Genomic DNA, 23269 nt, shown 5'->3' on the forward strand with positions numbered 1-23269 from the left:
CTACCGCACGCCGGCCTCCACGGTCAGCGTCCCGGCCTCGGCGTCGATCGTGGCCTGCGCCCCGAGCGGGACGGTGAGCTGGCCGTTGCCGTGCCCGAGGCGGAGCCCGCCGAGCACCGGGACGCCGAGGTCGTAGAGGCGGTCCTTGAGCGCGGCCACGGCGTCCCACTCGCCGGGCTGACCGACGCTGTTGGTGATCTGGCCGATCGCCACCCCGGCGACCCGGCCCAGCACGCCCACCCGGCGCAGCTCGGTCAACATCTGGTCGTAGTTGTACGGGGCCTCGTCGACGTCCTCGAAGAACAGGATGGCGCCGTCGAAATCCGGGGCGTCCGCGGCGCCCAGCGAGGTGGAGATCAGGGTCAGGCACCCGCCGAGCAGCCGGCCGGTCGCCCGGCCCGGGACCAGGACCGGGGCGGCGGTCTCGGTCGGATCCCGGGTGACGGTGATCGGCGCGGTCGTCATGACCGCCCGGCGCAGCGCCTCGGCCGACTCCGGACCGGTCCGGCTGTCCGTCCAGTTGACCATCGGGCCGTAGAAGCTCACCAGGCCGGTCTCGCGCCACAGTCGACCGTGGATGCTGGTGATGTCGCTGAATCCGACCACCACCTTGGGGTCACGGCGCAGGGCGGACACGTCGATCCGGTCCACGATCCGCTGGGTGCCGTAGCCGCCGCGGGCGGCGAAGACGGCCCGTACCCCCGGGTCGGCGAACGCGGCGTTCACGTCGGCCAGCCGCTGCGCGTCGGTGCCGGCCAGGTAGCCGTACCGGGCGAAGACGTGCTGGCCCAGCTCCACCTGAAGGCCCCAGCTCCGCAGGATCCCGATGCCCCGGTCCATCAGTGCGGGGTCGGGGGTGCTGCCCGGCGAGACCACCCGAACCCGGTCGCCGGGGACCAGGGCCCGGGCGCGGACCGGCGCCCGCCTGCCGCCGGGCGCCGCCTGAGCCGCCCCGGCGGCGCCGACCAGCAACGAACCACCGGCCGCCGCCGCTGCCCCGGCGTGCAGCACGCGTCGTCGGGACAGGGCCGCGTCGCCGGGCCCCGTCGTGGTCACGACCTCGTCAGAATCGCGCATCGGCGTCCTCTCCATCGTGGCGGGCACCGGCGCCGCAGGCCGGCGGCTAATCAGAGGACATCGATGTTATCGGCCGTTCGCAAACCGTCCGTGGGTCCGGGGTCCGGGCCCCTCCGGCCCGCGCGCCGGTCGGGCTGACCATCAGCCGTCCGGTGGACGTTTCACGCCGTACGCACGATGGGTCATCCGGCGGATACCCTCAGTCGACGTACGCGCCCGATCCTGCCCGCCGAACCGGTCGTGAGCAATCCGGCCAGCCGCCCTTTCTGATCTAGCCATTCGCATCTAGCTATGCGTCCGGACGGCGTCGTAAGGTTCCCCGCAGCACCCCGACAAGCACACCTTATGGGCGATTCCGCCCTGTTTAAGGCTGGGCGGTGAACGGTAGTGACGACGGGAAATCCTGCGGCGACAGACCCACTTTGGGTTGACGAAATCCTGCTCCGAGGCCGTCCGGCCGACATTTGTCTCCGACTGCCCGACCCGGTCGACCGGGGCACCCTGCGCCGGATGGTGACCGACGCGCAGGCCCGCCTCGCCGCCGCCGGACTGCGTCCCGGCGGAGCCGCCGCGCTGCGGCTGCCCCCCTCCCTGGCGTACGTGGTGAACCTGCTGGCCACCTGGCGCAGCGGCGCGCAGGCGATCCTGCTCGACCACCGGCTCACCGACCACGAGGTCGACCGGGCGCTGGAGCGGCTCACCCCGCAGGTGGTGGTGGCCCCCGTCCGCACCGGCGGCGGCGGGCTGCGGATCTTCGTCGACGTCACCGAGGGCGTCACCGCGTACGCCGACCGCCCGGCGGTCAGCGGGCACGCGGTGATCCAGCTCAGCTCCGGCTCGACCGGACCGTCCAAGGTGATCGGACGTACCGCCGGGGACCTGGTCGCCGAGGTGCACCGCTACACCCGCATCGACGGCGTGGCGCTGCCCGGCGAGCGGATCATCCTGCTGCCCTCGATGGTGCACGTGCTCGGCCTGGTCGGCGGCCTCCTCTACGGCCTGCACGCCGGCGTCGAACTGGTGCCGCCGGAGCGCCTCGCCGGCGACGCCGTGCTGGCCGCGATCGCCGCCGCCGACTCGCCGGCCACCGTGCTCGGCGTGCCGTTCCACATCGGACTGCTCGCCTCCACCCGCCCTCACGGGCCGCTGCCGCAGTTCAAGCGCATGACCACCGGCGGGGAGCTGGTGCCGGCCGCCGTCGCTCGCGCCTTCACCGACCGCCACGGCGTGCCGCTGGGCAACATGTACGGGATGACCGAGGTCGGCGTCATCGGCACCGACCTGCACGGCCGGCACCGCCCGGCCATCGCCCCGGCGCCCGGCGTCGAGGTCCGCGAGGTCGACGGCGAACTGCGGGTGAGCTGCCCCGCGTCGCCGTACGTCGGGCTGAGCGATCCCACCCGCTGGGCCGACGGCTGGCTGCACACCCGCGACGCCGGCACCATCGACCCCGACACCGGCCTCGTCACCGTCCGCGGCCGGCTCGACTCGCAGGTCTCCGTCGGCGGCCTGAAGGTGGACCTGACCGAGGTGGAGGCGACCGTCGCCGCGCTGCCCGGCGTCGCCGCCGCCGTGGTCGTCTTCGACGGCGCGATCACCGCCTACGTGCAGCCGGACGGGCCGCTGTCGGAGGAGACGCTCGACAAGCTGCTCGCCGAACGGCTGGCCGGCTACAAGCGCCCCCGCACCCTGCGCCTGGTGGATCAGTTGCCGCGCACCACCACCGGCAAGCTGGTCCGATCGGCCGACGTGCTGCGGACGGCGGCGACGTGACCACTGCGCCGCGCCGCCCCGCCGTGCCCGTCCGCCTCGACCACGACCACCTCGACCGGCACCGTGTCGGCGGCGGCGACGGCGACCGCCAGGACCAGGCCCCCGGCCACGCCCGGATGCCCCACGCGCAGCCGCGCGGCACCGGGCACCGGCCGCAACGACCCGCCGGGCCCGGCGGGCACCGGCATCCGCCGGCGCAGGCCACCGCCGCGCAGCCCCACCCCGAGCGCCTTGCCCACGGCCTCCTTCGCCGTCCACAACCGCAGGAAGTCCGCCACCTGCCCGTCGCCGGGGCGCCCGGCCAGCCAGTCCGCCTCGTCGGGGGCGTACCAGCGGCGGGCCAGCGCCACCGCGGGCAACGCCCGACACCGCTCCACGTCGACGCCCACCGGGCCAGCGGCCCGGGCGGCGACCGCCACCACCGGGCCCGAGCGGCTGACGCTGACCGGCAGCCGCACCGATCCACCCGGGACGCACGCCGCGACCAGCGCGCGCCCGTCGCGGCCGTGCTCCACCACGATCTCCGCCTCCGCGCGGCCGAGCAGCGCGGCACCCGCCCGCCGCAACAGCCGCCCGGCCGGGTCCGGCCGACCGCCGGCACCCCGACCGATCCACACGTACGCGGTGTCCCGACCGGGCACCGGTGACTGGCTCACGGAAAGAGGTTAACCATGCGACCCGAGATCCGCGCCTTCGTCGTCGAGCAGCTCGAGGACATGAACTACGACGTCGAGGGCATCGACGACGACACCACGCTCGGCCCGTCCGGGGTGGACCTGGAGTCGCTGGCCCTCGCCGACCTCTCCGTACGCGTCGAGGACCGCTACGGCCTGAAGTTCGCCGACGACGAGTCCGAGAAGCTCGCCCTGATGACGGTCGGCGAGTTCACCACGATGGTCGCCGACCGGGTCGCCGGGGCGACGAGCGACAACTCCTGATGGCCGGTCAGCCCGACCTGCGACGGGCCGACCTGGTGACCATGCTCGCCGAACTGGCCGGGAAACCGCCCGGCGACGTCGGCGACCGGATCGGGTCCATGGAACTGGCCTGGCTGGTGCACCTCGTCGAGCAGCGCCACGACCGGCGGCTCGACCTCACCGACGAACAGCTCGCCGGGATCCGCAGCGTCGACGACGCCCTGGCGGTCTTCCGTACCGCCCTGACCGCCGTCGCCGATGGTTGAGCCGGTGGCCGTCCGGCTCACCGGCGTCCACGCGAGCAGCGCGTTCGGCAGGGGGAACGACGCGCAGCTCGCCGGTGTGCTCGCCGGTGAGCCGGCATTCCGGCCCGTGGACCGCTTCGACACGACGCCCCGCCGGGTCGACGCCGCCGCCACCCTGCCCGACGTCGGCGACCTGGCCGACGAACTCGCCGACACCGTCGACGCCGCCTGCCGCGACGCCGGGCTGGACGTTGCCCGGCGGGCCGGCACCGCCCTGCTGCTGGCCGTGCACGGCGGCGCGCACGTGCCGGCGCTCACCACCGCGCTGGCCGCCCGGACGGGGCTCACCGGCCCGGCCCGGGCGTACACCACCGCGTGCGTCTCGGCCAGCAGCGCGGTCGCCGACGCCGCGGCCCTGATCCGCCGGGGCGACGTCGCCCGGGCGGTGGTGGCCGCCGGCTACCTGGTCGAGCCCGACCAGTACGCGCTCTTCGACGCCGGCCGCGCCCTGGCCACCGACGGCGCGGTGCGCCCGTTCAGCGCCGGCCGCACCGGACTGCTGCTCGGCGACGGCGTCGCCGCGGTGGTACTGGAGTCGCGGGCCGTCGCCCGGGAGGCGCTCGCCGACCTGCTCGGCTGGGGCCGGGCCGGCGACGCGTTCCACCCCTGCCAGCCCGAGCCGGGCGGGCGCGGCCTGGCCCGCGCGATCACGGCGACGCTGCGCCGGGCCGGGCTGGCCGCGGAGGCGCTGGGGTACGTCAACGCCAACGCCACGGGCACCGGGCACAGCGACGCCGCCGAGGCGGCGGCGCTGCGCACGGCGCTCGGCGCGGCGGCGACACAGGTCCCGGTCAGCTCCACCAAGGCGCTGCACGGGCACGCGCTGGAGGCCTCCGGCCTGCTGGAACTGGTGGTGACCGTGCTCGCCGTGCGGCACGGGAAGCTGCCCGTCAACGCCGGCTGGCTCGGCCCCGACCCGGCCTGTCCACTGGACGTCGTGCGCGACGCGCCCCGGCCCGCCGCCACCCGGTACGCGCTGAGCCTCAACGCCGCGTTCGGCGGCGCCAACACCGCGCTGCTGGTCGGTGCGGCATGAGCGGGAACGCCGCGCACGTCACCGGCGGCCTCACCGTGCTGGCCGAGGCGGCCTGGCCCGAGCCGGGCGACGGGGCGCCGCCGCCGGTGCCCGGGTACGTGCACTCCAGCTTCCCGCCCCTCGTCGCGGCCGTCGCCGAGCGCTGCCTGACCCGGGCGTACGGCAAGGGGCCTGCCCCGGACGGTGAGCGGACCGCGATCGTGCTGGTCAGCGCGGCCGGGGACCGTGCCAGCGCGGCGCACGTGCGCGCCACCGTCGCCAGCGGCGGCCGGCCCGGGCCGCTGTTCTTCTTCCAGTCGGTGCCCAACAGCGTGGCCGGGCACGTGGCCGCCCGCTGGGGGCTGGGCGGGCCGGTGCTCTGCCTGGCGCCGACCGGCGACCCGCGCGCCGAGGGGATCGCGGAGGCCGAACTGCTGGTGCACGACGGCGACGCCCACCGGGCGTTGCTGGTCCTGATCGAACAGGCACCCGACGACGGCGGTGCGCGGGGTCCGGGCGGACAGCCCGGAGCCCGAGCCGTCGCGGTGCTGCTGGGGGAGGGAGACGCACCATGAGGAACAGGGGACTGCGCGGGGTGCTGGCCGCCGACGAGCGGATCGGCGCCGGCAACGTGCTGGCCCGGGTGCTGGCGCACGGCGCCGACCCGGACGGTCCGGGCCTCACCTTCGACACCACCGTGGACGGCCACCCGGCCGGGCGGGCGCTGACGCTGGGCCAGCTCGACGAGCGGGTCGCCGCCCGCGCCGCCTGGCTGCACGAGCGGGGCGTCAAGCCCCGCGACCCGGTCGCCGTGTGGGCCACCGCCGCCGCCGACATGGTGCTCAGCTTCCTCGCGCTGGCCCGCCTCGGCGCCATCCCCGCGCTGATGAACGGCCGGCTGCGTCCCGAGATCGCCGCCGAGTACGTGCGCCGGCTGCGCGGCGCCGGGGTGCTCGCCGACGACGCGCACCTCGCCCTGCTGGCCGGCCACGACCTCGGCGTGCCGGTGCTGGGCACGCCCGCCGAGGCGGGCGGCGGCGACCCGGCCGCCGCCCCTGAGCACTACCGGCACCACGCCGACGACCCGGTGGTCATCACCCACACGTCGGGCACCACCGGGGTGCCCAAGGCGGTGCTGCACTCGCACGCCAGCCTGTTCGCCGCCACCCGGCACCTGCTCGCCATGCCGCAGGCGCAGGGCACCCGCCGCATCCTCAATGCGCTGCCGGCCCCGCACACCGCCACCGTGCTCATGGTCAACCAGGCGCTCGGCAACCGCGCCGAGATGCTCCTGCTCTCCGACCAGGGCGGCCAGCGGGTGCTGGAGGCGATCCAGAGCTGGCGTCCCGACGGGGTGTTCGGCTTCTCCGTGACCTGGGCGGAGCTGGCCCGCTTCGACCTGGCCGCGTACGACCTGGACTCGGTGTCGCTGTGGTTCAACACCGGCGACTGCTCGCACGAGCCGCACGTACGCCGGCTGGTCGCCGTCGGCTCCCGCGACGTGGTGACCCGCGAGGGGGTGACCCGCGTGCCCGGCTCGGTCTTCATCGACGGGCTCGGCTCCAGCGAGATGGGGCACTCGATGTTCCACATCACCCACCGCGTCGACACCGACCGCTACGGCCGCTGCGTCGGCCGCCCCTACCAGTTCGCCCGCGTCGCCGTGCTCGACGCCGACGGTGAGCCGGTGCCCGCCGGCGAGGTGGGTTGGCTCGGCATCGACTCGCCGTCACTGTTCCGGGGCTACTGGAACGACTCGGTCACCACGTACCGGTTCCGGCAGCGTGGCTGGTACCTGACCGGCGACCTGGTGTACGCCGACGCCGAGGGCCGCTACTACCACCTGGACCGGGCCGTCGACTCCGTCGACGCGGGCGACGGCCGGCGGTTCTACACCGCGCTGTCGGAGGAACGCGTCCTCGCCGCCTGCCCGGACGTCACCGACTGCACGGTGGTGATCACCTCGGGGCCCGGTGGGGTGGTCACGGACGTGCTGCTGGAGCTCGTCGCCGGCGCCGACCCCGCCGAGGACCGCACCGAACGGGTCCGGGCCGCGCTCGGCCCGGACGTCGGCGCGACGCTGCGCCGGGTCGTGCCGGTACGCCCCGCCGACATCCCGGTCACCGTCACCGGCAAGGTGCGCAAGGTGGCCCTGCGGGAGCGGTACCTCACCGAGGCGCCGTCGTGACCGCCGTCATCACCGGGATGGGACTGTTCACCCCCGCCGGGCGGGGCGTCGGGGCCACCTTCGACGCGCTCTGCTCCGGCCGGTCCGGGCTGACCCGACCGCCGGCCGGGCACCCGGCGGCCGGCTCGCTGGAGGTCGCCGGCCTGCTCCCGGACGTCGACCCGCGTACGGTCGCCACCGGGCCGGAGAGCCGGGTGCTGGACCGGGTCGTGGTGCTCGCCCTGCTCGCCGCCGCCGACGCGCTCGCCGACGCCGGCATCGAGGTGGGCCGGGACGTGGACCCGGGCCGGGTCGGGGTGATCGTCGGCGGCGTCGGCGGGATGGCCACGCTGGAGGCGCAGGTGCTCGCCCGCGCCGAGCGCGGCCGGGCGGCGGTCAGCCCGTACCTGCTCACCGGCATCCTGCCGAACATGCCGTCGGCCCGGATCGCCATCCGGTACGGCATCCGCGGCTACACCTCGTCGGTCGGCACCGCCTGCGCCTCCGGCGCCCAGTCGGTGGCCGACGCGCTGCGGCTGATCCGGGCCGGGGAGGCCGACGTGGTGCTCTGCGGGGCCAGCGAGGCGCCGCTGTTCCCGACGTTCGCCGACACCTTCGGCAACGCCCGGGCGCTGGCCCGGGGCTGGGCCGACCCGACGGCGGCGAGCCGTCCGTTCGACGCGCGCCGCAACGGTTTCGTCCTCGCCGAGGGCGCGGCTCTGCTGGTGCTGGAACGCGCCGAGCACGCCGCTGCCCGGGGCGTCACCGGCTACGCCGAGGTCGCCGGGTACGGGGCGACCACCGACGCGTACCACCCGACCGCCCCGCGACCCGACGGGGCCGGCGCGGCCGAGTGCATGCGGCGCGCGCTGACCAGCGGGGGCGTGCCCCCGGCGCGGGTCGGCTACGTCAACGCGCACGGCACCGGCACGAAGCTCGGCGACATCGCCGAGACCACGGCGCTCGCCGACGTGTTCGGCGTGGGCGGCGTGCCGGTCAGCTCCACCAAGGCGCTCACCGGCCACCTGCTCGGCGCCTCCGGCGTGCTGGAGACGGCGGCCACCGCACTGGCGCTCGGCCGGGGCCTGCTCCCACCGACGCACAACCTCGACGACCCGGACCCGGCCTGCCCGGCCGACCACATCCGCGCCGAGCCGCGCAAGACGGACGCCGGGTACGCGCTGACCAACTCCTTCGGCTTCGGCGGCCAGAACGTGAGTCTGCTGCTCGCCCGGGCCGCCCGGCCGAGGGACTGAGCACGCTCCATCCCGGGCGTACCGCGCCCGGACGGCAACCACGGGGAACCGTGAAAGGGCTGAGGACATGGACATCCGTGGGATAGACCACATCGAACTCTTCGTGGGCGACGCCCGGCAGGCGGCCTTCTACTTCGACCGGGCGGTCGGCTTCCAGCTACGCGGCCAGGGCGGCCCCGAGACCGGGCTGGCAGGCCAGCGGTCGCTGCTGCTGTGCCACGGCGACGTCCGGATGGTGCTCACCACCGGGCTCACCGCCGGGCATCCGGCCGCCCGGTACGTGCAGCGGCACGGCGACGGCGTGGCCGTGGTGGCGTTGGAGGTCGACGACGCCGCCGGCGCGTACGCCGAGCTGGTGCGCCGGGGCGCGACCGGGGTGACGCCACCGACCGTCTACACCGGCGCGGACGCCGAGGTGGTGACCGCCGAGGTGGGCGGCTTCGGCGACGTGCTGCACCGCCTCGTCTCCCGGCGCGGCGCCCCGGGCGAGTTCCTGCCCGGGGCCGTCGAGATGACGCCCCCCGACGACGACGGCGGCAGACTGCTCGCCGAGATCGACCACCTGGCGGTCTGCGTGCCGCCCGGGCAGCTCGACGAGACCGTCCGGCACTACCGGGAGGTGTTCGGGTTCGCGGAGATCTTCGCCGAGCACGTGGAGGTGGCCGGGCAGGCGATGAACTCCACGGTGGTGCAGAGCCCCTCGGGGCGGGTCACCCTGGTGCTGCTGGAACCCGACCGCGCCCGCCGGCCCGGGCAGCTCGACGCCTTCCTCGACCAGCACGCCGGCGCGGGCGTGCAGCACCTCGGACTGCGCACCGACGACATCGTCACCGCCGTCGCCACCCTCGTCGAGCGGGGCGTGCGCTTCGCCGGCACTCCCGCCAGCTACTACGACGCCCTCCAGGCGCGGGTCGGCCCGGTGGACGCGCCGCTGGAGCGGCTGCGCGACCTCGGCGTGCTCGTCGACCGCGACCACGGCGGGCAGCTGCTGCAGATCTTCACCGAGTCCATGCACGTGCGCCGCACGCTCTTCCTGGAACTGATCGAGCGGCGCGGGGCGCGGACCTTCGGCAGCGGCAACATCAAGGCGCTCTACGAGGCCAAGGAACGGGAACTGGCCGCCGCGGGGAGCACCGTCGCGGCCCCGACACCGCAGGAGGTGCGGGCGTGACCGCGACCGAGTTCGAGCCGACCCTGACCGCCGAGCAGGAGGCGCTGCTGCCGTCCGACGAGGACGTGGCGTTCTACGCCGAGCACGGCTGGTACCTGTCGAAGAAGCTGCTCACCGACGACGAGGTGGACGCCCTGGCGGCGGCCGCCGACCGCTACTACGCCGGCGAACGCGACCGCCACCTGCCGGTACGCCCGCCCCGGCTCGCCTACTGGGAGCCGTCGAAGGGCCCGGTGCAGCGGCACAACGACTACGTCCACCACGAACACGACGGGCTCGGGGCGCTCCTGCGCAAGCCGCTGATCGGCGCGGTCGCCGCCCGGCTCGCGCGGGCCACGGAGATCCGTGTCTTCCAGTCCACGCTGATCTACAAGCCGCCGGTCTCCGGCGAACCGTCCAACATCGTCCCCTGGCACTTCGACAAGCACTACTGGGCGTCCTCGTCGTCCGAGGACATGCTCACCGCCTTCATCCCGTTCCACGACTGCGGCGAGGAGATGGGCACCATCACCATGGTCGACGGCTCGCACCGCTGGCAGGAGACCGGCGCCGACGACACCGTGGTGCGCCACTTCGCCGACCGCGACCGCGACCAGCTCGAGGAGATGCTCGCCGAGAACGCGGCCCACAACGGGGCCACCATCCGCAAGGTGCCCATGGTGATCCCGAGGGGACACATGAGCTTCCACCACTGCCGCACCTACCACGGCAGCGGCGCCAACGTCAGCGGACGCCCGCGCCGGGCGATCTCGCTGCACCTGCAGGACGGCGACAACGCCTGGCGGGAGTACCCGCTCTCCGACGGCACCCTCGCCGCGTACAACCACGACGTGCTGGTCCGCCGCACCCACGACGGGCGGCCGGACTACGCGGACCCCGAATACTGCCCGGTCATCTGGCGCCACCGCGCCGCACAGGGAGGCTGACATGTCACGGTACGACTGGGGTAGGACGCACCCGGGCATCGAACGGCTGGAGAAGGCGGTGAGCGAGCGCCGCGAGGCGGTCGTCCGGCACCCGCTCTACGCGGCCCTCGACACCCACGAGGCGCTGGTCACCTTCATGGAGCACCACGTCTTCGCCGTCTGGGACTTCATGTCGCTGCTGACGTCGTTGCAGCGGCAGCTCACCTGCGTCACCGTGCCGTGGATCCCGACCGGGCCGACGGGCAGCCGGCGCCTGATCAACGACATCGTGATGGTGGAGGAGAGTGACGAGCTGGGCGAGGGCCACATCAGCCACTTCGAGCTGTACGTGCGGGGCATGCGGGAGGCCGGCGCCGACACCACGGCCGTGGAGAAGCTGGTCGACCTGCTGCGGGCGGGCCGGCCGGTGGCCGAGTCGCTGGTGGCGGCGGGCGTGCCCGCGCCGTCCGCCGCGTTCGCCGGCACCACCTGGCGGATCATCGAGACGACCCCGGTGCACTGCCAGGCTGCCGCCTTCGCGTTCGGCCGCGAGGACCTGATCCCCGACATGTTCACCCAGGTCGTGGCCGTCAACGAGCGCAGCCGGCGGCTGCACACGTTCGTCGACTACCTGGAGCGGCACATCGAGGTCGACGGCGAGCAGCACACCCCGATGGCGATGCAGATGCTCGCCGACCTCTGCGGCGACGACGACGTCAAGTGGCAGGAGTGCGCGGACACCGTCAACACCGCGCTCGCCGCCCGGGCCCAGCTCTGGGACGACATCCTCGCCGCCGTCAAGGCGGGGCGCGAGCGGTGACCGACGCCGACCCGGTCCGGCTCTACCGGACGGTCCGGCTGATCCGCCGCTTCGAGGAGCGGGCGATCGAGCTGGTCCGCTCCGGGCACGTCGTCGGCGGCATCCACCCTTACCTCGGGCAGGAGGGGATCGCCGCCGGGGTCTGCGCCGCGCTGCGGGCCGCCGACCTGGTCGCCGGCACCCACCGGGGGCACGGGCACGTGCTCGCCAAGGGCGCCGACCCGGCCCGGATGCTCGCCGAGCTGTGCGGCCGGGTCACCGGCCTCAACGCCGGCCGGGGCGGCTCCATGCACGCCGCCGACTTCGGCGTCGGCGTGCTCGGCGCCAACGCCATCGTCGGCGCGTCCGGGGCGATCGTCACCGGGGCGGTGTGGGCGCGGCGGCGACGCGGCGACGACGTCGTCGGGGTGAGCTTCTTCGGCGACGGCGCGGTCAACGAGGGGATGCTGCTGGAGGCGTTCAACCTGGCCGCGCTGTGGCGGGTGCCGGTGTTGTTCGTCTGCGAGAACAACGGCTACGCGACCACCATGCCCGTCGCGGGCGCGGTCGCCGGCAGCATCCCCGGCCGCGCCGCCGCCTTCGGCATCCCGGCGGCCGTCGTCGACGGCCAGGACCCCGAGACGGTACGCGACGCCACGGCCGCCGCCGTCGACCGGATGCGCGCCGGCGGCGGCCCCGAGCTGATCGAGGCCCGCACCTACCGGTTCGACGCCCACCACACCTTCGAGCACGCGGTACGCCTCGACTACCGCCCGCCCGACGAGGTGGCCCGGGGCCGCTCCCGCGACCCGGTGGACATCCAGGGCGCGCGGCTGCCCACCGCCGTACGGGCCGGGGTCGACGCCGAGGTGGAGGAGGTGTTGGCGCGGGCCGTGGAGTTCGCGCTCGCCGGCGCCGAGCCGGACCCGGCCGACGCCCTCGCGTACCTGTACGCCAGCGGGCTGACCGCGCGCGCCGGAGGTGGGTAGATGCCGCGACTGTCCTACCGCAGGGCGCTCACCCGGGCCCTCGCCGACGAGCTGGCCCGCGACGAGTCGGTGTTCCTGCTCGGCGAGGACATCCGGGTGGCCGCCTCGGCCGTCACCGCCGGACTCGTCACGCGGTTCGGCCCCGAGCGGGTACGCGACACGCCGCTGTCGGAGCAGGCGTTCACCAGCTTCGCCACCGGCGCGGCCCTGGCCGGGATGCGGCCCGTGGTCGAGTTCCAGATCCCGTCGCTGCTGTTCCTGGTCTTCGAGCAGATCGTCAACCACGCGCACAAGTTCCCGTTGATGACGGGCGGGCAGTGCGCGGTCCCGGTCACGTACCTGGTGCCGGGCTCCGGCTCGCGTACGGGCTGGGCGGGGCAGCACTCCGACCACCCGTACAGCCTCTTCGCCCACGTCGGGGTGAGGACGGTCGTGCCGGCCACCCCGGCCGACGCGTACGGGCTGCTGGTGTCGGCGGTGCGCTGCGACGACCCGGTGGTGGTCTTCGCCCCGGCCGGCGCGATGGACGTCCGCGCCGACGTCGACCTCGCGGCGCTCGCCCCGGTGCCGCTGGGTCGGGCCCTGGTGCACCGGCCCGGCGACGACGTGACCGTGGTCGCGGTCGGGCACCTGGTGCACGACGCCCTCGCGGTCGCCGAGGAACTGGCCGACCAGGTCTCGGTCGAGGTGTTCGACCCCCGCACGCTTTACCCGTTCGACTGGGACGGCCTTGCCGGTTCGGTGGCGCGCACCGGGCGGCTCGTGGTGCTGGACGACGCGAACCGCTCCTGCGGCATGGCCGCCGAGATCATCGCCACCGTGGTCGAGCGGGTGCGGCTGGTCGCGCCGCCGCGCCGCGTCACCCGCCCCGACGGCGCGGTGCTGCCGTTCGCCCCGGCGCTGGACCGTGCCGTGCAGCCCAGCCGCGAGCAGCTCCGGGCCGCCATCGGCCACGTCATGAAGGAGGGATGAATGGACCACGCCGACTACCGCTGGCCCTCCGCCGCGCGCGCGTGGCTGGACCTGCCCGCGCCGGTGCGCGCCGAGATGGTGGCCGCCGGGGCGCAGTCCTGGCGGGAGATCTTCGACGGCCGGGCCACGTACAACAAGCAGTGGCGCCTGGCCCGGCCGCCGGTGATGGACGAGACCTCGCTGGGCGTGCTGAACGCCGTCTGCGACCGGATCGCCCAGCTCATCTTCGAGGCGTGCCGGCGGCGGGCCGGCACGGCGGGGGAGCTGCGCCGGCTGCTGGACGTGCCCGACGGCGCGACCCGGTTGCTCGACGACGACGAGCCGCTGACCGAGGCGCTGCTGGCCGCGTTCCGGCCCGACGTGCTGCTCTGCGACGGGGTGCCGCGCTTCGTCGAGTACAACATCGACAGCAGCCTCGGCGGGGCGTTCGACGCGGACACCACGGTGCGCCGCTTCGTCGACGTCTACCGGCGGCGCGGCCTCACCGACCGGGTCCGCCTGGCGGCGGCGCCGTCGGCCGTGGACCAGCGCTTCGCCGCGATCCGCGCCGACCTCGCCCTGCCCGAGGGCGCCCGGGTCGCCATGCTTGTCGACTTCGACGCCGAGTACCCGGGACTGGACGATCCGCAGCGGTTCATCCGGCTGCTGTCGCCGGTGGTCGAGCGGGCCGCTGCGGGCGGCCTGGACCTGGTCATCGCGCCGGTCTCGCAGGTGACCCTCGACGAGCGGAAGCGGCTGGTCGCCGGCGGCGCCCCGGTCGACGCGGTGTTCCGGCTCTTCGTGCCCAACCGGGTCACCCCGAGCGCCGGGGTGGACGCCCTGGAGGCGGGGCTGGCGGCGGGCACGGTGCCGATGTGGGTGTCGGCGGCGGCGTGGCTGGTCGCCAACAAGCGCGCCTTCGCCTGGCTGTGGGAGGACGCCGACACGCTGGCCCCGGCCGACCGTGACCTGGTGCAGCGGTACGTGCCGCGTACCTGGTCGCTGACGGCGGAGCTGCTCGACCGGGCGGCACGCGACCGGGTCGGCCTGGTGGCCAAGCCGGCCGACGGCTCCGCCGGGGTGGACGTGCTGATCGGCCGGGAGACCGACCCGGACGCGTGGCGCGACGGGCTGACCCGGGCCGTCGGGCGGGGCGGCTTCATCCTCCAGGAGTACGTGCGGGCCGACGACGTCCCGCTGGACTTCGTGCACATCGAGACCGGCGAGACCGTCGGCGCCGAGGTGCCGTACAGCATCGCCCCGTACCTGTTCGGCCGCCGGGCGGCGGGCGCCTGCATCCGTACCGGCTTCCCCGGCTGCGACGGGGTGCTCAACCTGGCCCGTGGCGTCCTTCTCTCCGGCCTTTTGGTGGTCGACTGACGCCGCGTGGCGCGGCAGGTCGCCCTCGCCCCGCCCCGGTGACCGGGTGCGGAGGTCCGGCGGATCCCGCACGCCGCGCCGCGCAGACGTTTGCAAGAGTCGATGTGAACGGTTTGACTGGGGGTCGTCGACGATCGCCGCTTGTCTGAAGGAGCCCCGCCATGGGTCTTGGTCATCGATGGCTGTCGCGAACGGCGGCGGTGACGCTGCTCGTCCTCGCCGGGCTGGCCGTCCCCGGCGGTCCCGCTCCGGCGGCGAACGCGGACCCGAAGTTCACGTTCGACGTGACCGGTACGACGGTCCCGGTGGGGGTCGGGAAGAAGCGGATCCACCTCAGGCTCACCAATCTGACCAACTCGACGCCGAGGGAGGCGATCTTCTACGTCCGCCCTGGCGAGCAGGACTGGCCGGACGGGATCTCCCTGATGTGGCCGGAGGGCGGCGGCTCCGGCGAGTGCGACGGGGACGCCGCGGGTTGGTACTGCCGGATCGGTCCGAGCGCGCTTCCGGAGTTGCTGCCGGCAGCCGGCGAGACGGTGGATCTTCCCTTCGACGTCAACGTGCAGGAAAACCAGCAGCCCTACGAAGGCAGGTTCTCCGTCGAGGCCGGCATGGCCTGGGGCGACGAGCCGATGAGGACCAGCGACCGCGAATGGTTCACGCTCAGGCTGGTCGACGACCCCGTGGCCGATCTGTCGGTGGTGGCGCCGGACGTGAAGCAGTCGGTACGGGTCGGCGCGGGCGGCCGGCTCGAACCCACCGGGACGTTGCAGCCGGGTGAGACGGGCGCGGTGCGGTACCGGGTCGTCAACCAGGGCCGCAAGGCGGTCGGTGGCATCAGGGTCACGCTGCGCCTGCCCGAGGCGGTGACGTTCACCCGACCACCCGAGGAGTGCGTGGTCGCCGACGACCGGCGCTCGGCCGTCTGCACCTACGACACGCTCGCGCTCGTACCGGCCGGCCAGGACACCGACCCGACCGACGGCAGCCACTCCGCCGTCGAGCTGCACAACCTGGTGACGGTGGCGGCATCCACCAGGGCGCCCGTCACGTTGACGGGCGGGACGGTGCAGGTCGAGGGCCTGGCCGAGCAGGCGGATGCCCGCTCCGGCCCGCCGCGTACCGAGCTGCCGGCGAACGCCGTCGCCGTGCCGGCGGCCGACGTGGACGACAGCGACAACCGGGACGGCTTCGCGGTCCTGGTCGCGGCGCGCGGCAGCACCGGGAACGGTGGCGACGACGACGGTGGCGACGACAACGGTGGTGGCGGCGGTGACGGCCTGCCGATCACCGGGCCGCAGACCGGGCTGGTCGCGGCAACCGGTGCCGCCCTGGTGGCGGGGGGCGTGATCGTGTTGCTCCTCGCCCGGCGCCGCCGCGTGGCCGCGGTGCGCAGGTGGGGCTGACCGCCGCCGAGTTGCGCCCGGTGGCGCGGGCGGTGTTCGGACGTGGCCGGGAGCTGCGGGCGGCCGGGCGGTTGACGGGCGGCTCGAAGAAGGGCGTCTACCGGCTGACCCTCGACGACGGGTCCACGGCCGTCGCGTACGTGTGGCATCCGGACGAGGACTACTGGCCGGCAGCCGCGGCGCCGGAGCCCGACGACGTGTTCGGGCACGCCACCGGCGCCAGGCTGTTCGAGGCGGCGCACCGGGAGTTCACCGCCGCCGGGGTGCGGGTGCCCGAGCTGCTGCTCGCCCCCACCGGCGGCGTGCTGCCGGGCGAGGTGGCGGTGGTGCGGGACGTCCGGGGCGGCACCCTCGCCGACCTGCGGGAACGCGATCCGCGCCGGGCGGCGGTGGTGCTGGCCCGCCTCGGCGACGCGGTGCGGGGCATGCACGCCCGGCGGCGCGACCGCTACGGCCGGCCCGGTCCCGACGGGCCGGCGCCGGACCGGCCGGTGGAGCGGCTCGTGCTCGACCGGGCGCTGCGTGACCTGGCGGAGGCTGCCGCCCGGGTCGGGCGGATCGCGGCGGCGCGGCAACCCCTGGCCGACACCCTCACCGCGCGGTACGCCGCCGTGGCGCCCCGTTCGCGGTACGGGCTGGTCCACGGCGAACTCGGCCCGGACCACGTGCTCGTCGACGAGCACGACCGCCCGGTCCTCGTCGACGTCGAGGGCGCGATGTTCCTCGACGTCGAGTGGGAGCACGCCTTCCTCGAGTTGCGCTTCGGCGACGCCTATCCCGCGCTCGCGGTGGCGGGTCTCGACGAGGACCGGATGCGCCTCTACCGGCTCGCGACGTACCTGTCGCTGGTGGCCGGCCCGCTGCGCCTGCTGGACGGCGACTTCCCCGACCAGGCCGGCATGCGCGCCATCGTGGAGCACAACGTGGCCCGGACGCTGGCGCAGCTCGGCTGAGCCGTACCGCCGGATCCGTGCTGGCCGGGTCGGGCGTCGGTTCGTGCGGTCGCATCCCCCCGGCGCAGGGGAGCGGCAGGTCAGGTGTCGTTGAGGTAGGCGAGGACGGCGAGGACGCGGCGGTTGTCGTCGGCGGACGGGGGCAGCCGCAGCTTGTCGAAGATGTTCGCGGTGTGCTTGCCCACGGCGCTCTCGCTGAGGAAGAGTCGTTGCGAGATGGCGGCGTTGGACCGCCCCTGGGCCATGAGTTCGAGGACGTCGCGTTCGCGCGGCGTGAGGCGGGTCAGGGGTGAGGCCGTGCCGCCGGCCGTCAACAGCTTGGCGATCACCTCGGGGTCCATCGCGGTGCCGCCCGACGCGACCCGGCGTACGGCGTCGATGAACTGGTCGGCGTTCAGCACCCGGTCCTTGAGCAGGTAGCCGACCGCGCCCGCCCCGTCGGCCAGCAACTCCCGGGCGTAGAGCTGCTCGACGTGCTGGGACAGCACCAGCACCGGGAGGCCGGGGGTCTCGCGCCGGGCGGCCAGCGCGGCCTGGAGGCCCTCGTCGGTGAAGGTCGGCGGCAGCCGTACGTCGACGATGGCCACGTCGGGCCGGTGCCGGGCCAGGGCGGCGCGCAGTGCTGGCCCGTCGCCGACGGCCTCGGCGAGGGTGAAGCCGTGGCTTTCGAGGAGCAGGACCAGCCCATCCCTCAGGATGTGGAGGTCCTCGGCGAGGACGACGCGCACGGGATCTCCATGGTGACGACGGTGGGTCCGCCGGGCGGACTGTGCAGGGTCAGGGTCCCGTCGAATGTAGCGAGCCGCCGTTGGATGCCGCGCAGTCCGGTTCCCCGGGCCGGGTCGGCCCCGCCGGGTCCGTCGTCGGTCACCACCATCCGGAGCACCCCGGCGCGGTGCGACACCGACACCGAGACGTGGGCGGCGCAGCGGGCCGCGTTGGTGAGGGCCTCGCAGGTGACGAAGTAGGCGGCCGACTCGACCGGCGCCTCGAACCGGCCCGGCAGGTCGACGTCCACGTCCACCGGCAGCGGGGTGTCGAGCGCGATCGCCCGGATCGCGTCGCCGAGCCCGCGCTCGGCCAGTACCGGCGGATGGATGCCGCGCACCAGGTCGCGCAGCTCGGCCAGGGCGGCGGCGGAGGTCTCCTGCGCCTGTGCCAGCAGGCCGCGCGCCCGCGCCGGGTCGGTCTCCATGAGCCGGGCGGCGGCGGCCAGGCCGAGCCCGACGGCGATGAGCCGGGCCTGGGCACCGTCGTGCAGGTCGCGTTCGATGCGGCGCAGCTCCGCCGCCTGCACGTCGGCGGCGTCGGCGCGGGTCGTGGCGAGGTGCGCGACCCGCGAGGCGAGCACGGTGGCCGCCGTGGGGGTGAGCAGGAGCCGGTCCCACCACAGCCGCAGCCTCAGCAGTGGGCCGGCCAGGCCGAGCCCGAGCAACGCCGTGACCAGCCCGGCGGGCATGCTCGCCCAGTCCGGGAACGACGGCGCGACGAGACCGACGTGCTCGATGCCGAACCACAGGTAGAACGGGGTGATCCAGTAGCCGGTGGCCAGGCCGATCGGCACCGCCCAGGCCGCCCACGTCAGGGGCTGGCAGAACAGGGCGTAGAACCCGACGCCGACCAGGACCGCCGGGACGAACGAGAACGGGGCCAGGACGACCGAGCCCAGTGACCACAACTGGTCCCGCCAGGTGGCGGGGTCACCGAGCAGCCACCCTGGCCGCTGGGCCTGGACGGCCGCCACGACATCGGTGTACAGGACCCGCCCGACCCGGTAGTTGCCGTCCTCGCCGGGGCCGGGCGGCGGCGGATACGGCCGGTACGGCGCGGGCAGGTCGGAGCCCGTCCACCGGCCGACGCGGCGTCGGTAGAGCGAAACCAGTGACCGCGTGACTGGCAGGGTGTACGGCAGCAGCCCGCCCCACGACACGGCGGCGGCGAGCAGGTTGAGCAGCAGGCCGCCGAACGCGGCGAGGGACAGCCCGGCCAGCCCGGCCCCCCGCCACGTCGCGGCCGACGTCCGGACGACCCACCGGCCGACCGTCGACGGCGCCCGCTCACCGGCCCCCAGCAGCGCGGCGGTCCACGACCCGTACGCCCGCAGCGCAGCCGGCCCGAGCAGGAACGCGGCCACGACCGCGCCGCCGGCCGCCGGCACCGACCACGCGGGAGCCCAGGGCGGTGAGGCGAGCAGGAACACGCCGGACGCGACCAGTGCGGGCGGCACCAGGAGCGGGAGCGCGCCGAGGACCGGGGTGAGGATCAGCCACAGCCACTCCCGCACCATCGTCGGGTCCTTCGCGTAGTGGTCCAGCTTGAGCAGGAACGCCGGCAACCGGGGTGACCGGTACAACGTGTCGTCGTGGGCGTACCAGCCGTCCTCGCGGCGGTGCGGCGCGGGTGGCGCGGACCGGACGGGCTCGGGCAGGTCGACCCCGCCCCACGCGCGGGCGAGCCGGCGGCCCAGCGCGGTCAGCCGGAACTGGCCGGCGACGGCGAGCGGGTAGGGGACCACCAGGGTGGCGCCGAGCACGAGGAGGTGCCCGTAGGCGAAGCCGGCCACGGCCAGCACGATCAGGGCGACGCAGCGCGGTACGGCGAGCGCGAAGCGGGTCACGGGCTGAGTCTCCGCGTCACCGACCGCCGCCGCACTGGGGCAGGGTACCGACCAGGGGTGGGGCTGGATACACCTGTGCCGGGCAGCTGAGCCCATTCTCCCGGGCTGGTGAGATTCCTAGCGTCGTCGGCATGCCAGTCATCGAGGTGGAGAACCTCCGCAAGCAGTACGGCGACCAGGTGGCCGTCGCCGACGTGTCGTTGAGCGTGGACGAGGGCGAGATCTTCGGGCTCGTCGGCCCGAACGGCGCCGGCAAGACCACGACCGTGGAGTGCATCGAGGGGCTCCGGGCCCCGGACGCCGGATCGGTACGGGTGCTGGGGTTGGACCCGCAGCGGGACCGCGCGGCGGTGCGCCGGAAGCTGGGCATCCAACTCCAGGAGAGCCAGCTGCCGGACCGGATCAAGGTGTGGGAGGCGCTCGACCTGTACAGCTCGTTCTATCCGTACCCGGCCGACTGGCGGAAGCTGATGGACGAGCTGGGCCTGGCCCCCAAACGAAACACGGTGTTCGCGAAGCTCTCCGGCGGCCAGAAGCAGCGGTTGTCGATCGCGCTCGCCCTGGTCGGCAACCCGTCGGTGGCGATCCTGGACGAGCTGACCACGGGCCTGGACCCGCAGGCGCGGCGGGACACGTGGGAGCTGGTCCGGCAGGTCCGGGATCGTGGCGTCACGGTCGTGCTGGTGACCCACTTCATGGACGAGGCGGAACGGCTGTGCGACCGGTTGGCGGTCATCGCGGCCGGCCGGGTCCTCGCCGTCGACACTCCCCGTCACCTGATCGCCGGGGCCCAGGTGCCCGGTGTCGAACGACCCACCCTCGAGGACGCGATCCTCGCCCTCACCGCCGCCAGGAGCAACCGATGACCAGCCTTTCCAAGATCATCCGTGTCGAGGCGAAGCTGTTCCTCCGGGATCCGGTCGGCACGTTCTTCGCCATCGCGTTCCCGGCCCTGCTGATCCTGGTACTCGGCCTGGCCATGCCGGGCTTCCGGGAGCCTGCGGACGAGTTGGACGGCCGGCTCCCCTTGGAGGTCTACCTGCCCATCACCATGACGCTGGCCATCGCGACGGTGACGTTGATGACGCTGGTCAGCGTGGTGGGCACCTACCGCGAACGGGGCATCCTGCGCCGGCTGTCGACCACCCCGGTCCCACCGGCGGCGGTGCTCGTCGCGCAGGTGGCCGTGAACGTCACCGCGCTGCTGGGCGCGTGCGGCCTGGCCTGGCTGGTGGCGGCGACCGTCTTCGACGTACCGCCGCCCGGCAACGCGCTCGGCTTCGTGCTGGCGTTCACGCTCGGGGCGGGCGCGATGTGCGCCGTCGCGCTGCTCGTGACGGCGGTCACGCCGAGCGCCCGGGCCTCGATGGGGGTCGGCCAGCTGATCTACTTCCCGATGATGTTCTTCGCCGGGGTGTGGACGCCGGGGCCGCAGATGCCGGACCTGGTGCGGAAGATCGCCGACTTCACCCCGCTGGGGGCCGCGTCCCAGGCCCTGCAGGACGCCTGGGCGGGCTCCTGGCCCACGCTGTCGCACCTGGCCGTGATGGTGGCGTTCACCGTGGTGCTGGGCGGGGTCGCGGCCCGCTACTTCCGCTGGGAGTGAGCCGCCCTCGGGCGACACGACGGGATGCGGCGGCGCCGCGGTCTGGTCGGCCTCGACCAGCGCGCGGCCCGCCCGCAGCAGGCCACCGCTTCCAGCTCGGCGCCTGCCGGCGACCAGCAGGTTCCCGCGACCGCTTATGCTGCGCCGACGATCCCGCACAGCCCCGATCTCCCGCGCCATGCCGACGAACGACAGGAGAGTGCTCCGTGACAGTCCGCGCCTCGGGCCGGCCGTTGACCCGTCTGGAGATCGCCCAGCAGCACGCGGAGCACGTGCTCGGAGCACACAAGGCCAAGCGGATCGCGATGTTCGACAACGGCGCCCTGTACGTCCGGCCGGGTTCGGTGGCGCTGTTCCTGGCCTGGCTCATCGACTTCACGGTGTACGTGTGCGGCGTCGTGGCGGGTATCGTCGCCCTGATCCTGGTGCAGGAGCCGATGGGCATCTCCGACGCCATGGCCGGGGCGGGAGCGCTCGCGTTGCTCGTCGTGGTGCCGGTGCTGTACGGCCTCTGCTACGGCAACGGCCGGGCACTCGGCGCACTCCTGACCGGCACGCAACTCGTGCGGGCCGAGGACGGCGGACGAGTCGGTGTCAAGGCGTGCTGGGCCATGCTGATCAGAACGCTGTTCCTGCCGGTGCTGCTCATCGCGGCGATGGGAGCAGTCCCCGGTGGGGTGAAGCGGCTCAGCGTCGACCCCGACGCCAGCCGGCAGCTCTACGCCGCGGGCATCCGTTGACCCGCCGCCGCACCCGCTGAGCGGGCGATCCGGGAGGCTGAGCGAACCAGCGCCGGGTCAGGGCGCGAGGTGGGCGCCGAGGCGGCGGACGGTCTCGGCGGCGGCGATCGCGTCGCTGCGGGCGCTGCCGTGCCGGCCGTCGCCGCTGTACATCGTCGCGTCGGCGGTGAGCGGGTGGTCGGTGAGCCGCACGTGCAGGGTGCCGAGCCGTTCCGCGACGGCCCCGGTGTGCGTCGAGAGTCGACGCATCCGCTCGCCGAGGCCGGCGCGGTGCCGCTCGGGTACGGCGGGGCTGTGCGACACGTCGAACATGCCGACGGTGATCACGTCCGCTCCGGCGGCGCGCAGCGCCTCGATCATCGCGGTCAGCTCGGCGTCGACCGCGTCGGCGTCGTACCCCCGGCTGAAGGCGTCGTTGCCGCCGCAGACCACCAGCGCCAGGTCGGGGCGGAACGCCAGGGCCGGGGCGAGCTGGGTGGCGCGCACCTCGTGCGCCCGCAGCCCTCGCAGGCCCAGGTTGAGGTACGCCAGTTCCGGCCGGACGGCCCGCAGCTCGGCGGCGATCCGGTCGGCCCACTGGACGTCGGGATAGCCGTCGGTGGGCTCGCAGAGCCCTTCGGCCACGCTATCGCCGAGCACCGCGAAGCGCCGCCACGGATGGCCGCGCAGCAGCGCCGCGCTCTCCCCGGCGCGCAGACACCACGGATCCGTCGCTTCGGTCAACGTCGATGGCATGCCGGCACGCTAGCCCACACTCGGTACCGGGAGTAGGGGCCGGTCGTCCGACCCAGGGTGAGCCGTGGCGGCAGGCGCGACGGTGCGCTCGGGTGCCCGCCGGGCTACGCCTGCCGGCCCGCCCGGTAGGCCGCCACGAGCCGCTTCGGCGCCCGGACCTGCCACGCCTCGACGACCAGCTCGGTCAGCTCGTCGAGGTCGATGCGGTCGAGCCGGACGAGGACCGCCGGGTAGCCGTCGAAGTGCGGGGTGGTGAAGTAGACGGCCGGATCGTCGGCGAGCAGCGCCTCCTTCGCCCCCAGGTCCGGTACCCGGGCCCCGAGGACGGGGCCGTCCGGCGCGGCGCCGCCGAGGGCGTCGAGCTCGGCGCGGCGCAGCGGTCGTTCCCAGACGAACGACCGGTCGCGGACCTTCCATGCCGGCGCTCCCTGGTAGGACGGTTGCTCGCTCGTCTCCGGCAGCCCCGACGCGATCCGGCGGACGTCCTCCCAGGTGGCCATGGCCCGA

The 23269-nt window shown here is 74.6% G+C and carries 23 protein-coding genes and 1 pseudogene; 18 read left to right on the plus strand and 6 right to left on the minus strand.

The genetic code is table 11. The features are described from left to right. Entirely contained in the window at positions 1-1077 is a 1077-nt protein-coding gene (locus ACGFIG_RS25690) for an LD-carboxypeptidase (protein ID WP_393007008.1), read from the minus strand. Between the two features lie 387 nt (positions 1078-1464). On the opposite strand from ACGFIG_RS25690, the gene ACGFIG_RS25695 reads away from it, so the two are divergent. Beyond that, positions 1465-2850, plus strand: coding sequence for a class I adenylate-forming enzyme family protein (locus tag ACGFIG_RS25695; RefSeq protein ID WP_393007010.1), 1386 nt, complete (start codon positions 1465-1467; stop codon positions 2848-2850). Here the strand turns inward: ACGFIG_RS25695 and ACGFIG_RS25700 are convergent. Then, entirely contained in the window at positions 2781-3506 is a 726-nt protein-coding gene (locus ACGFIG_RS25700; protein WP_393007012.1) for a 4'-phosphopantetheinyl transferase family protein, read from the minus strand. The genes ACGFIG_RS25695 and ACGFIG_RS25700 overlap by 70 nt on opposite strands. 15 nt (positions 3507-3521) lie before the next feature. Here ACGFIG_RS25700 and ACGFIG_RS25705 point away from each other — a divergent pair, with 15 nt between their 5' ends. The 14 genes from ACGFIG_RS25705 to ACGFIG_RS25770 all read left to right on the plus strand — a co-directional run bounded on the left by ACGFIG_RS25705 (position 3522) and on the right by ACGFIG_RS25770 (position 17064). Next, entirely contained in the window at positions 3522-3788 is a 267-nt protein-coding gene (locus tag ACGFIG_RS25705) for an acyl carrier protein (protein WP_393007014.1), read from the plus strand. After that, positions 3788-4033, plus strand: coding sequence for an acyl carrier protein (locus ACGFIG_RS25710; RefSeq protein ID WP_393007016.1), 246 nt, complete (start codon positions 3788-3790; stop codon positions 4031-4033). Before ACGFIG_RS25705 ends, ACGFIG_RS25710 begins: the two co-directional genes overlap by 1 nt. Continuing rightward, on the plus strand, positions 4026-5108 hold the full coding sequence (locus ACGFIG_RS25715) for a beta-ketoacyl-[acyl-carrier-protein] synthase family protein (RefSeq protein ID WP_393007018.1): 1083 nt from the start codon (positions 4026-4028) through the stop codon (positions 5106-5108). Before ACGFIG_RS25710 ends, ACGFIG_RS25715 begins: the two co-directional genes overlap by 8 nt. Beyond that, positions 5105-5662, plus strand: a complete 558-nt coding sequence (locus tag ACGFIG_RS25720) for a beta-ketoacyl synthase chain length factor (protein WP_393007020.1) — start codon at positions 5105-5107, stop codon at positions 5660-5662. The genes ACGFIG_RS25715 and ACGFIG_RS25720 overlap by 4 nt, the downstream gene beginning before the upstream one ends. After that, positions 5659-7275 (plus strand): class I adenylate-forming enzyme family protein, encoded by a 1617-nt coding sequence (locus ACGFIG_RS25725; RefSeq protein ID WP_393007022.1) that lies wholly within the window; start codon positions 5659-5661, stop codon positions 7273-7275. Before ACGFIG_RS25720 ends, ACGFIG_RS25725 begins: the two co-directional genes overlap by 4 nt. Further along, a complete protein-coding gene (locus tag ACGFIG_RS25730; protein ID WP_393007024.1) occupies positions 7272-8510 on the plus strand; it encodes a beta-ketoacyl-[acyl-carrier-protein] synthase family protein in 1239 nt (412 codons plus the stop codon). The genes ACGFIG_RS25725 and ACGFIG_RS25730 overlap by 4 nt, the downstream gene beginning before the upstream one ends. 67 nt (positions 8511-8577) lie before the next feature. After that, positions 8578-9681 (plus strand): 4-hydroxyphenylpyruvate dioxygenase, encoded by a 1104-nt coding sequence (gene hppD / locus ACGFIG_RS25735; protein ID WP_393007026.1) that lies wholly within the window; start codon positions 8578-8580, stop codon positions 9679-9681. Then, entirely contained in the window at positions 9678-10607 is a 930-nt protein-coding gene (locus ACGFIG_RS25740) for a phytanoyl-CoA dioxygenase family protein (protein WP_393007028.1), read from the plus strand. The genes hppD and ACGFIG_RS25740 overlap by 4 nt, the downstream gene beginning before the upstream one ends. A 1-nt stretch (position 10608) precedes the next feature. Next, positions 10609-11406, plus strand: a complete 798-nt coding sequence (locus ACGFIG_RS25745) for a DUF3050 domain-containing protein (protein WP_393007030.1) — start codon at positions 10609-10611, stop codon at positions 11404-11406. After that, positions 11403-12374 carry a thiamine pyrophosphate-dependent dehydrogenase E1 component subunit alpha gene (locus ACGFIG_RS25750; protein ID WP_393007032.1) on the plus strand — a complete coding sequence of 324 codons (972 nt, stop codon included), beginning with the start codon at positions 11403-11405 and terminating at the stop codon, positions 12372-12374. The genes ACGFIG_RS25745 and ACGFIG_RS25750 overlap by 4 nt, the downstream gene beginning before the upstream one ends. Next, positions 12375-13346 (plus strand): alpha-ketoacid dehydrogenase subunit beta, encoded by a 972-nt coding sequence (locus ACGFIG_RS25755; RefSeq protein ID WP_393007034.1) that lies wholly within the window; start codon positions 12375-12377, stop codon positions 13344-13346. It begins immediately after the preceding gene. Beyond that, positions 13347-14705, plus strand: coding sequence for a hypothetical protein (locus ACGFIG_RS25760; RefSeq protein WP_393007036.1), 1359 nt, complete (start codon positions 13347-13349; stop codon positions 14703-14705). Positions 14706-14866: 161 nt separating this feature from the next. Then, positions 14867-16111 (plus strand): hypothetical protein, encoded by a 1245-nt coding sequence (locus ACGFIG_RS25765; RefSeq protein ID WP_393007038.1) that lies wholly within the window; start codon positions 14867-14869, stop codon positions 16109-16111. After that, complete coding sequence (locus ACGFIG_RS25770; RefSeq protein WP_393007040.1) at positions 16102-17064, plus strand: phosphotransferase family protein; 963 nt, start codon at positions 16102-16104, stop codon at positions 17062-17064. Before ACGFIG_RS25765 ends, ACGFIG_RS25770 begins: the two co-directional genes overlap by 10 nt. An 80-nt stretch (positions 17065-17144) precedes the next feature. Here the strand turns inward: ACGFIG_RS25770 and ACGFIG_RS25775 are convergent, their stop codons facing one another. Together ACGFIG_RS25775 and ACGFIG_RS25780 are read right to left on the minus strand one after the other, a co-directional pair. Then, positions 17145-17792, minus strand: coding sequence for a LuxR C-terminal-related transcriptional regulator (locus tag ACGFIG_RS25775; RefSeq protein ID WP_393007042.1), 648 nt, complete (start codon positions 17790-17792; stop codon positions 17145-17147). Continuing rightward, positions 17756-19681: a sensor histidine kinase gene (locus tag ACGFIG_RS25780; protein WP_393007044.1), complete on the minus strand. Its 1926-nt coding sequence runs from the start codon at positions 19679-19681 to the stop codon at positions 17756-17758. Before ACGFIG_RS25780 ends, ACGFIG_RS25775 begins: the two co-directional genes overlap by 37 nt. Positions 19682-19812: 131 nt before the next feature. On the opposite strand from ACGFIG_RS25780, the pseudogene ACGFIG_RS25785 reads away from it, so the two are divergent. The 3 genes and pseudogenes from ACGFIG_RS25785 to ACGFIG_RS25795 form a co-directional block, all read left to right on the plus strand. Continuing rightward, positions 19813-20514, plus strand: a pseudogene (locus tag ACGFIG_RS25785) (ABC transporter ATP-binding protein); the annotation flags it as partial. A 29-nt stretch (positions 20515-20543) separates the two neighbouring features. Beyond that, positions 20544-21287: an ABC transporter permease gene (locus ACGFIG_RS25790; RefSeq protein ID WP_393007046.1), complete on the plus strand. Its 744-nt coding sequence runs from the start codon at positions 20544-20546 to the stop codon at positions 21285-21287. A 206-nt stretch (positions 21288-21493) separates the two neighbouring features. Beyond that, complete coding sequence (locus tag ACGFIG_RS25795) at positions 21494-22027, plus strand: hypothetical protein (protein ID WP_393007048.1); 534 nt, start codon at positions 21494-21496, stop codon at positions 22025-22027. A gap of 57 nt (positions 22028-22084) precedes the next feature. On the opposite strand, the gene ACGFIG_RS25800 is transcribed toward ACGFIG_RS25795, so the two are convergent. Both ACGFIG_RS25800 and ACGFIG_RS25805 read right to left on the minus strand, forming a co-directional pair. Next, complete coding sequence (locus ACGFIG_RS25800; RefSeq protein WP_393007050.1) at positions 22085-22762, minus strand: SGNH/GDSL hydrolase family protein; 678 nt, start codon at positions 22760-22762, stop codon at positions 22085-22087. A 104-nt stretch (positions 22763-22866) separates the two neighbouring features. Next, entirely contained in the window at positions 22867-23262 is a 396-nt protein-coding gene (locus ACGFIG_RS25805) for an MmcQ/YjbR family DNA-binding protein (RefSeq protein WP_393007052.1), read from the minus strand. Positions 23263-23269: the final 7 nt, after the last annotated feature.

This window comes from Micromonospora sp. NPDC049048 (assembly GCF_043197615.1).
Lineage (GTDB): Bacteria > Actinomycetota > Actinomycetes > Mycobacteriales > Micromonosporaceae > Micromonospora.

Bases quoted from the DNA above. Each gene is read 5' to 3' on its own strand.
- ACGFIG_RS25690 (WP_393007008.1), bottom strand. From the start codon at position 1,077: ATGCGCGATTCTGACGAGGTCGTGACCACGACGGGGCCCGGCGACGCG.
- ACGFIG_RS25705 (WP_393007014.1), top strand. From the start codon at position 3,522: ATGCGACCCGAGATCCGCGCCTTCGTCGTCGAGCAGCTCGAGGACATG.
- ACGFIG_RS25710 (WP_393007016.1), top strand. From the start codon at position 3,788: ATGGCCGGTCAGCCCGACCTGCGACGGGCCGACCTGGTGACCATGCTC.
- ACGFIG_RS25715 (WP_393007018.1), top strand. From the start codon at position 4,026: ATGGTTGAGCCGGTGGCCGTCCGGCTCACCGGCGTCCACGCGAGCAGC.
- ACGFIG_RS25720 (WP_393007020.1), top strand. From the start codon at position 5,105: ATGAGCGGGAACGCCGCGCACGTCACCGGCGGCCTCACCGTGCTGGCC.
- ACGFIG_RS25725 (WP_393007022.1), top strand. From the start codon at position 5,659: ATGAGGAACAGGGGACTGCGCGGGGTGCTGGCCGCCGACGAGCGGATC.
- hppD (WP_393007026.1), top strand. From the start codon at position 8,578: ATGGACATCCGTGGGATAGACCACATCGAACTCTTCGTGGGCGACGCC.
- ACGFIG_RS25745 (WP_393007030.1), top strand. From the start codon at position 10,609: ATGTCACGGTACGACTGGGGTAGGACGCACCCGGGCATCGAACGGCTG.
- ACGFIG_RS25755 (WP_393007034.1), top strand. From the start codon at position 12,375: ATGCCGCGACTGTCCTACCGCAGGGCGCTCACCCGGGCCCTCGCCGAC.
- ACGFIG_RS25760 (WP_393007036.1), top strand. From the start codon at position 13,347: ATGGACCACGCCGACTACCGCTGGCCCTCCGCCGCGCGCGCGTGGCTG.
- ACGFIG_RS25765 (WP_393007038.1), top strand. From the start codon at position 14,867: ATGGGTCTTGGTCATCGATGGCTGTCGCGAACGGCGGCGGTGACGCTG.
- ACGFIG_RS25790 (WP_393007046.1), top strand. From the start codon at position 20,544: ATGACCAGCCTTTCCAAGATCATCCGTGTCGAGGCGAAGCTGTTCCTC.
- ACGFIG_RS25800 (WP_393007050.1), bottom strand. From the start codon at position 22,762: ATGCCATCGACGTTGACCGAAGCGACGGATCCGTGGTGTCTGCGCGCC.
- ACGFIG_RS25805 (WP_393007052.1), bottom strand. From the start codon at position 23,262: ATGGCCACCTGGGAGGACGTCCGCCGGATCGCGTCGGGGCTGCCGGAG.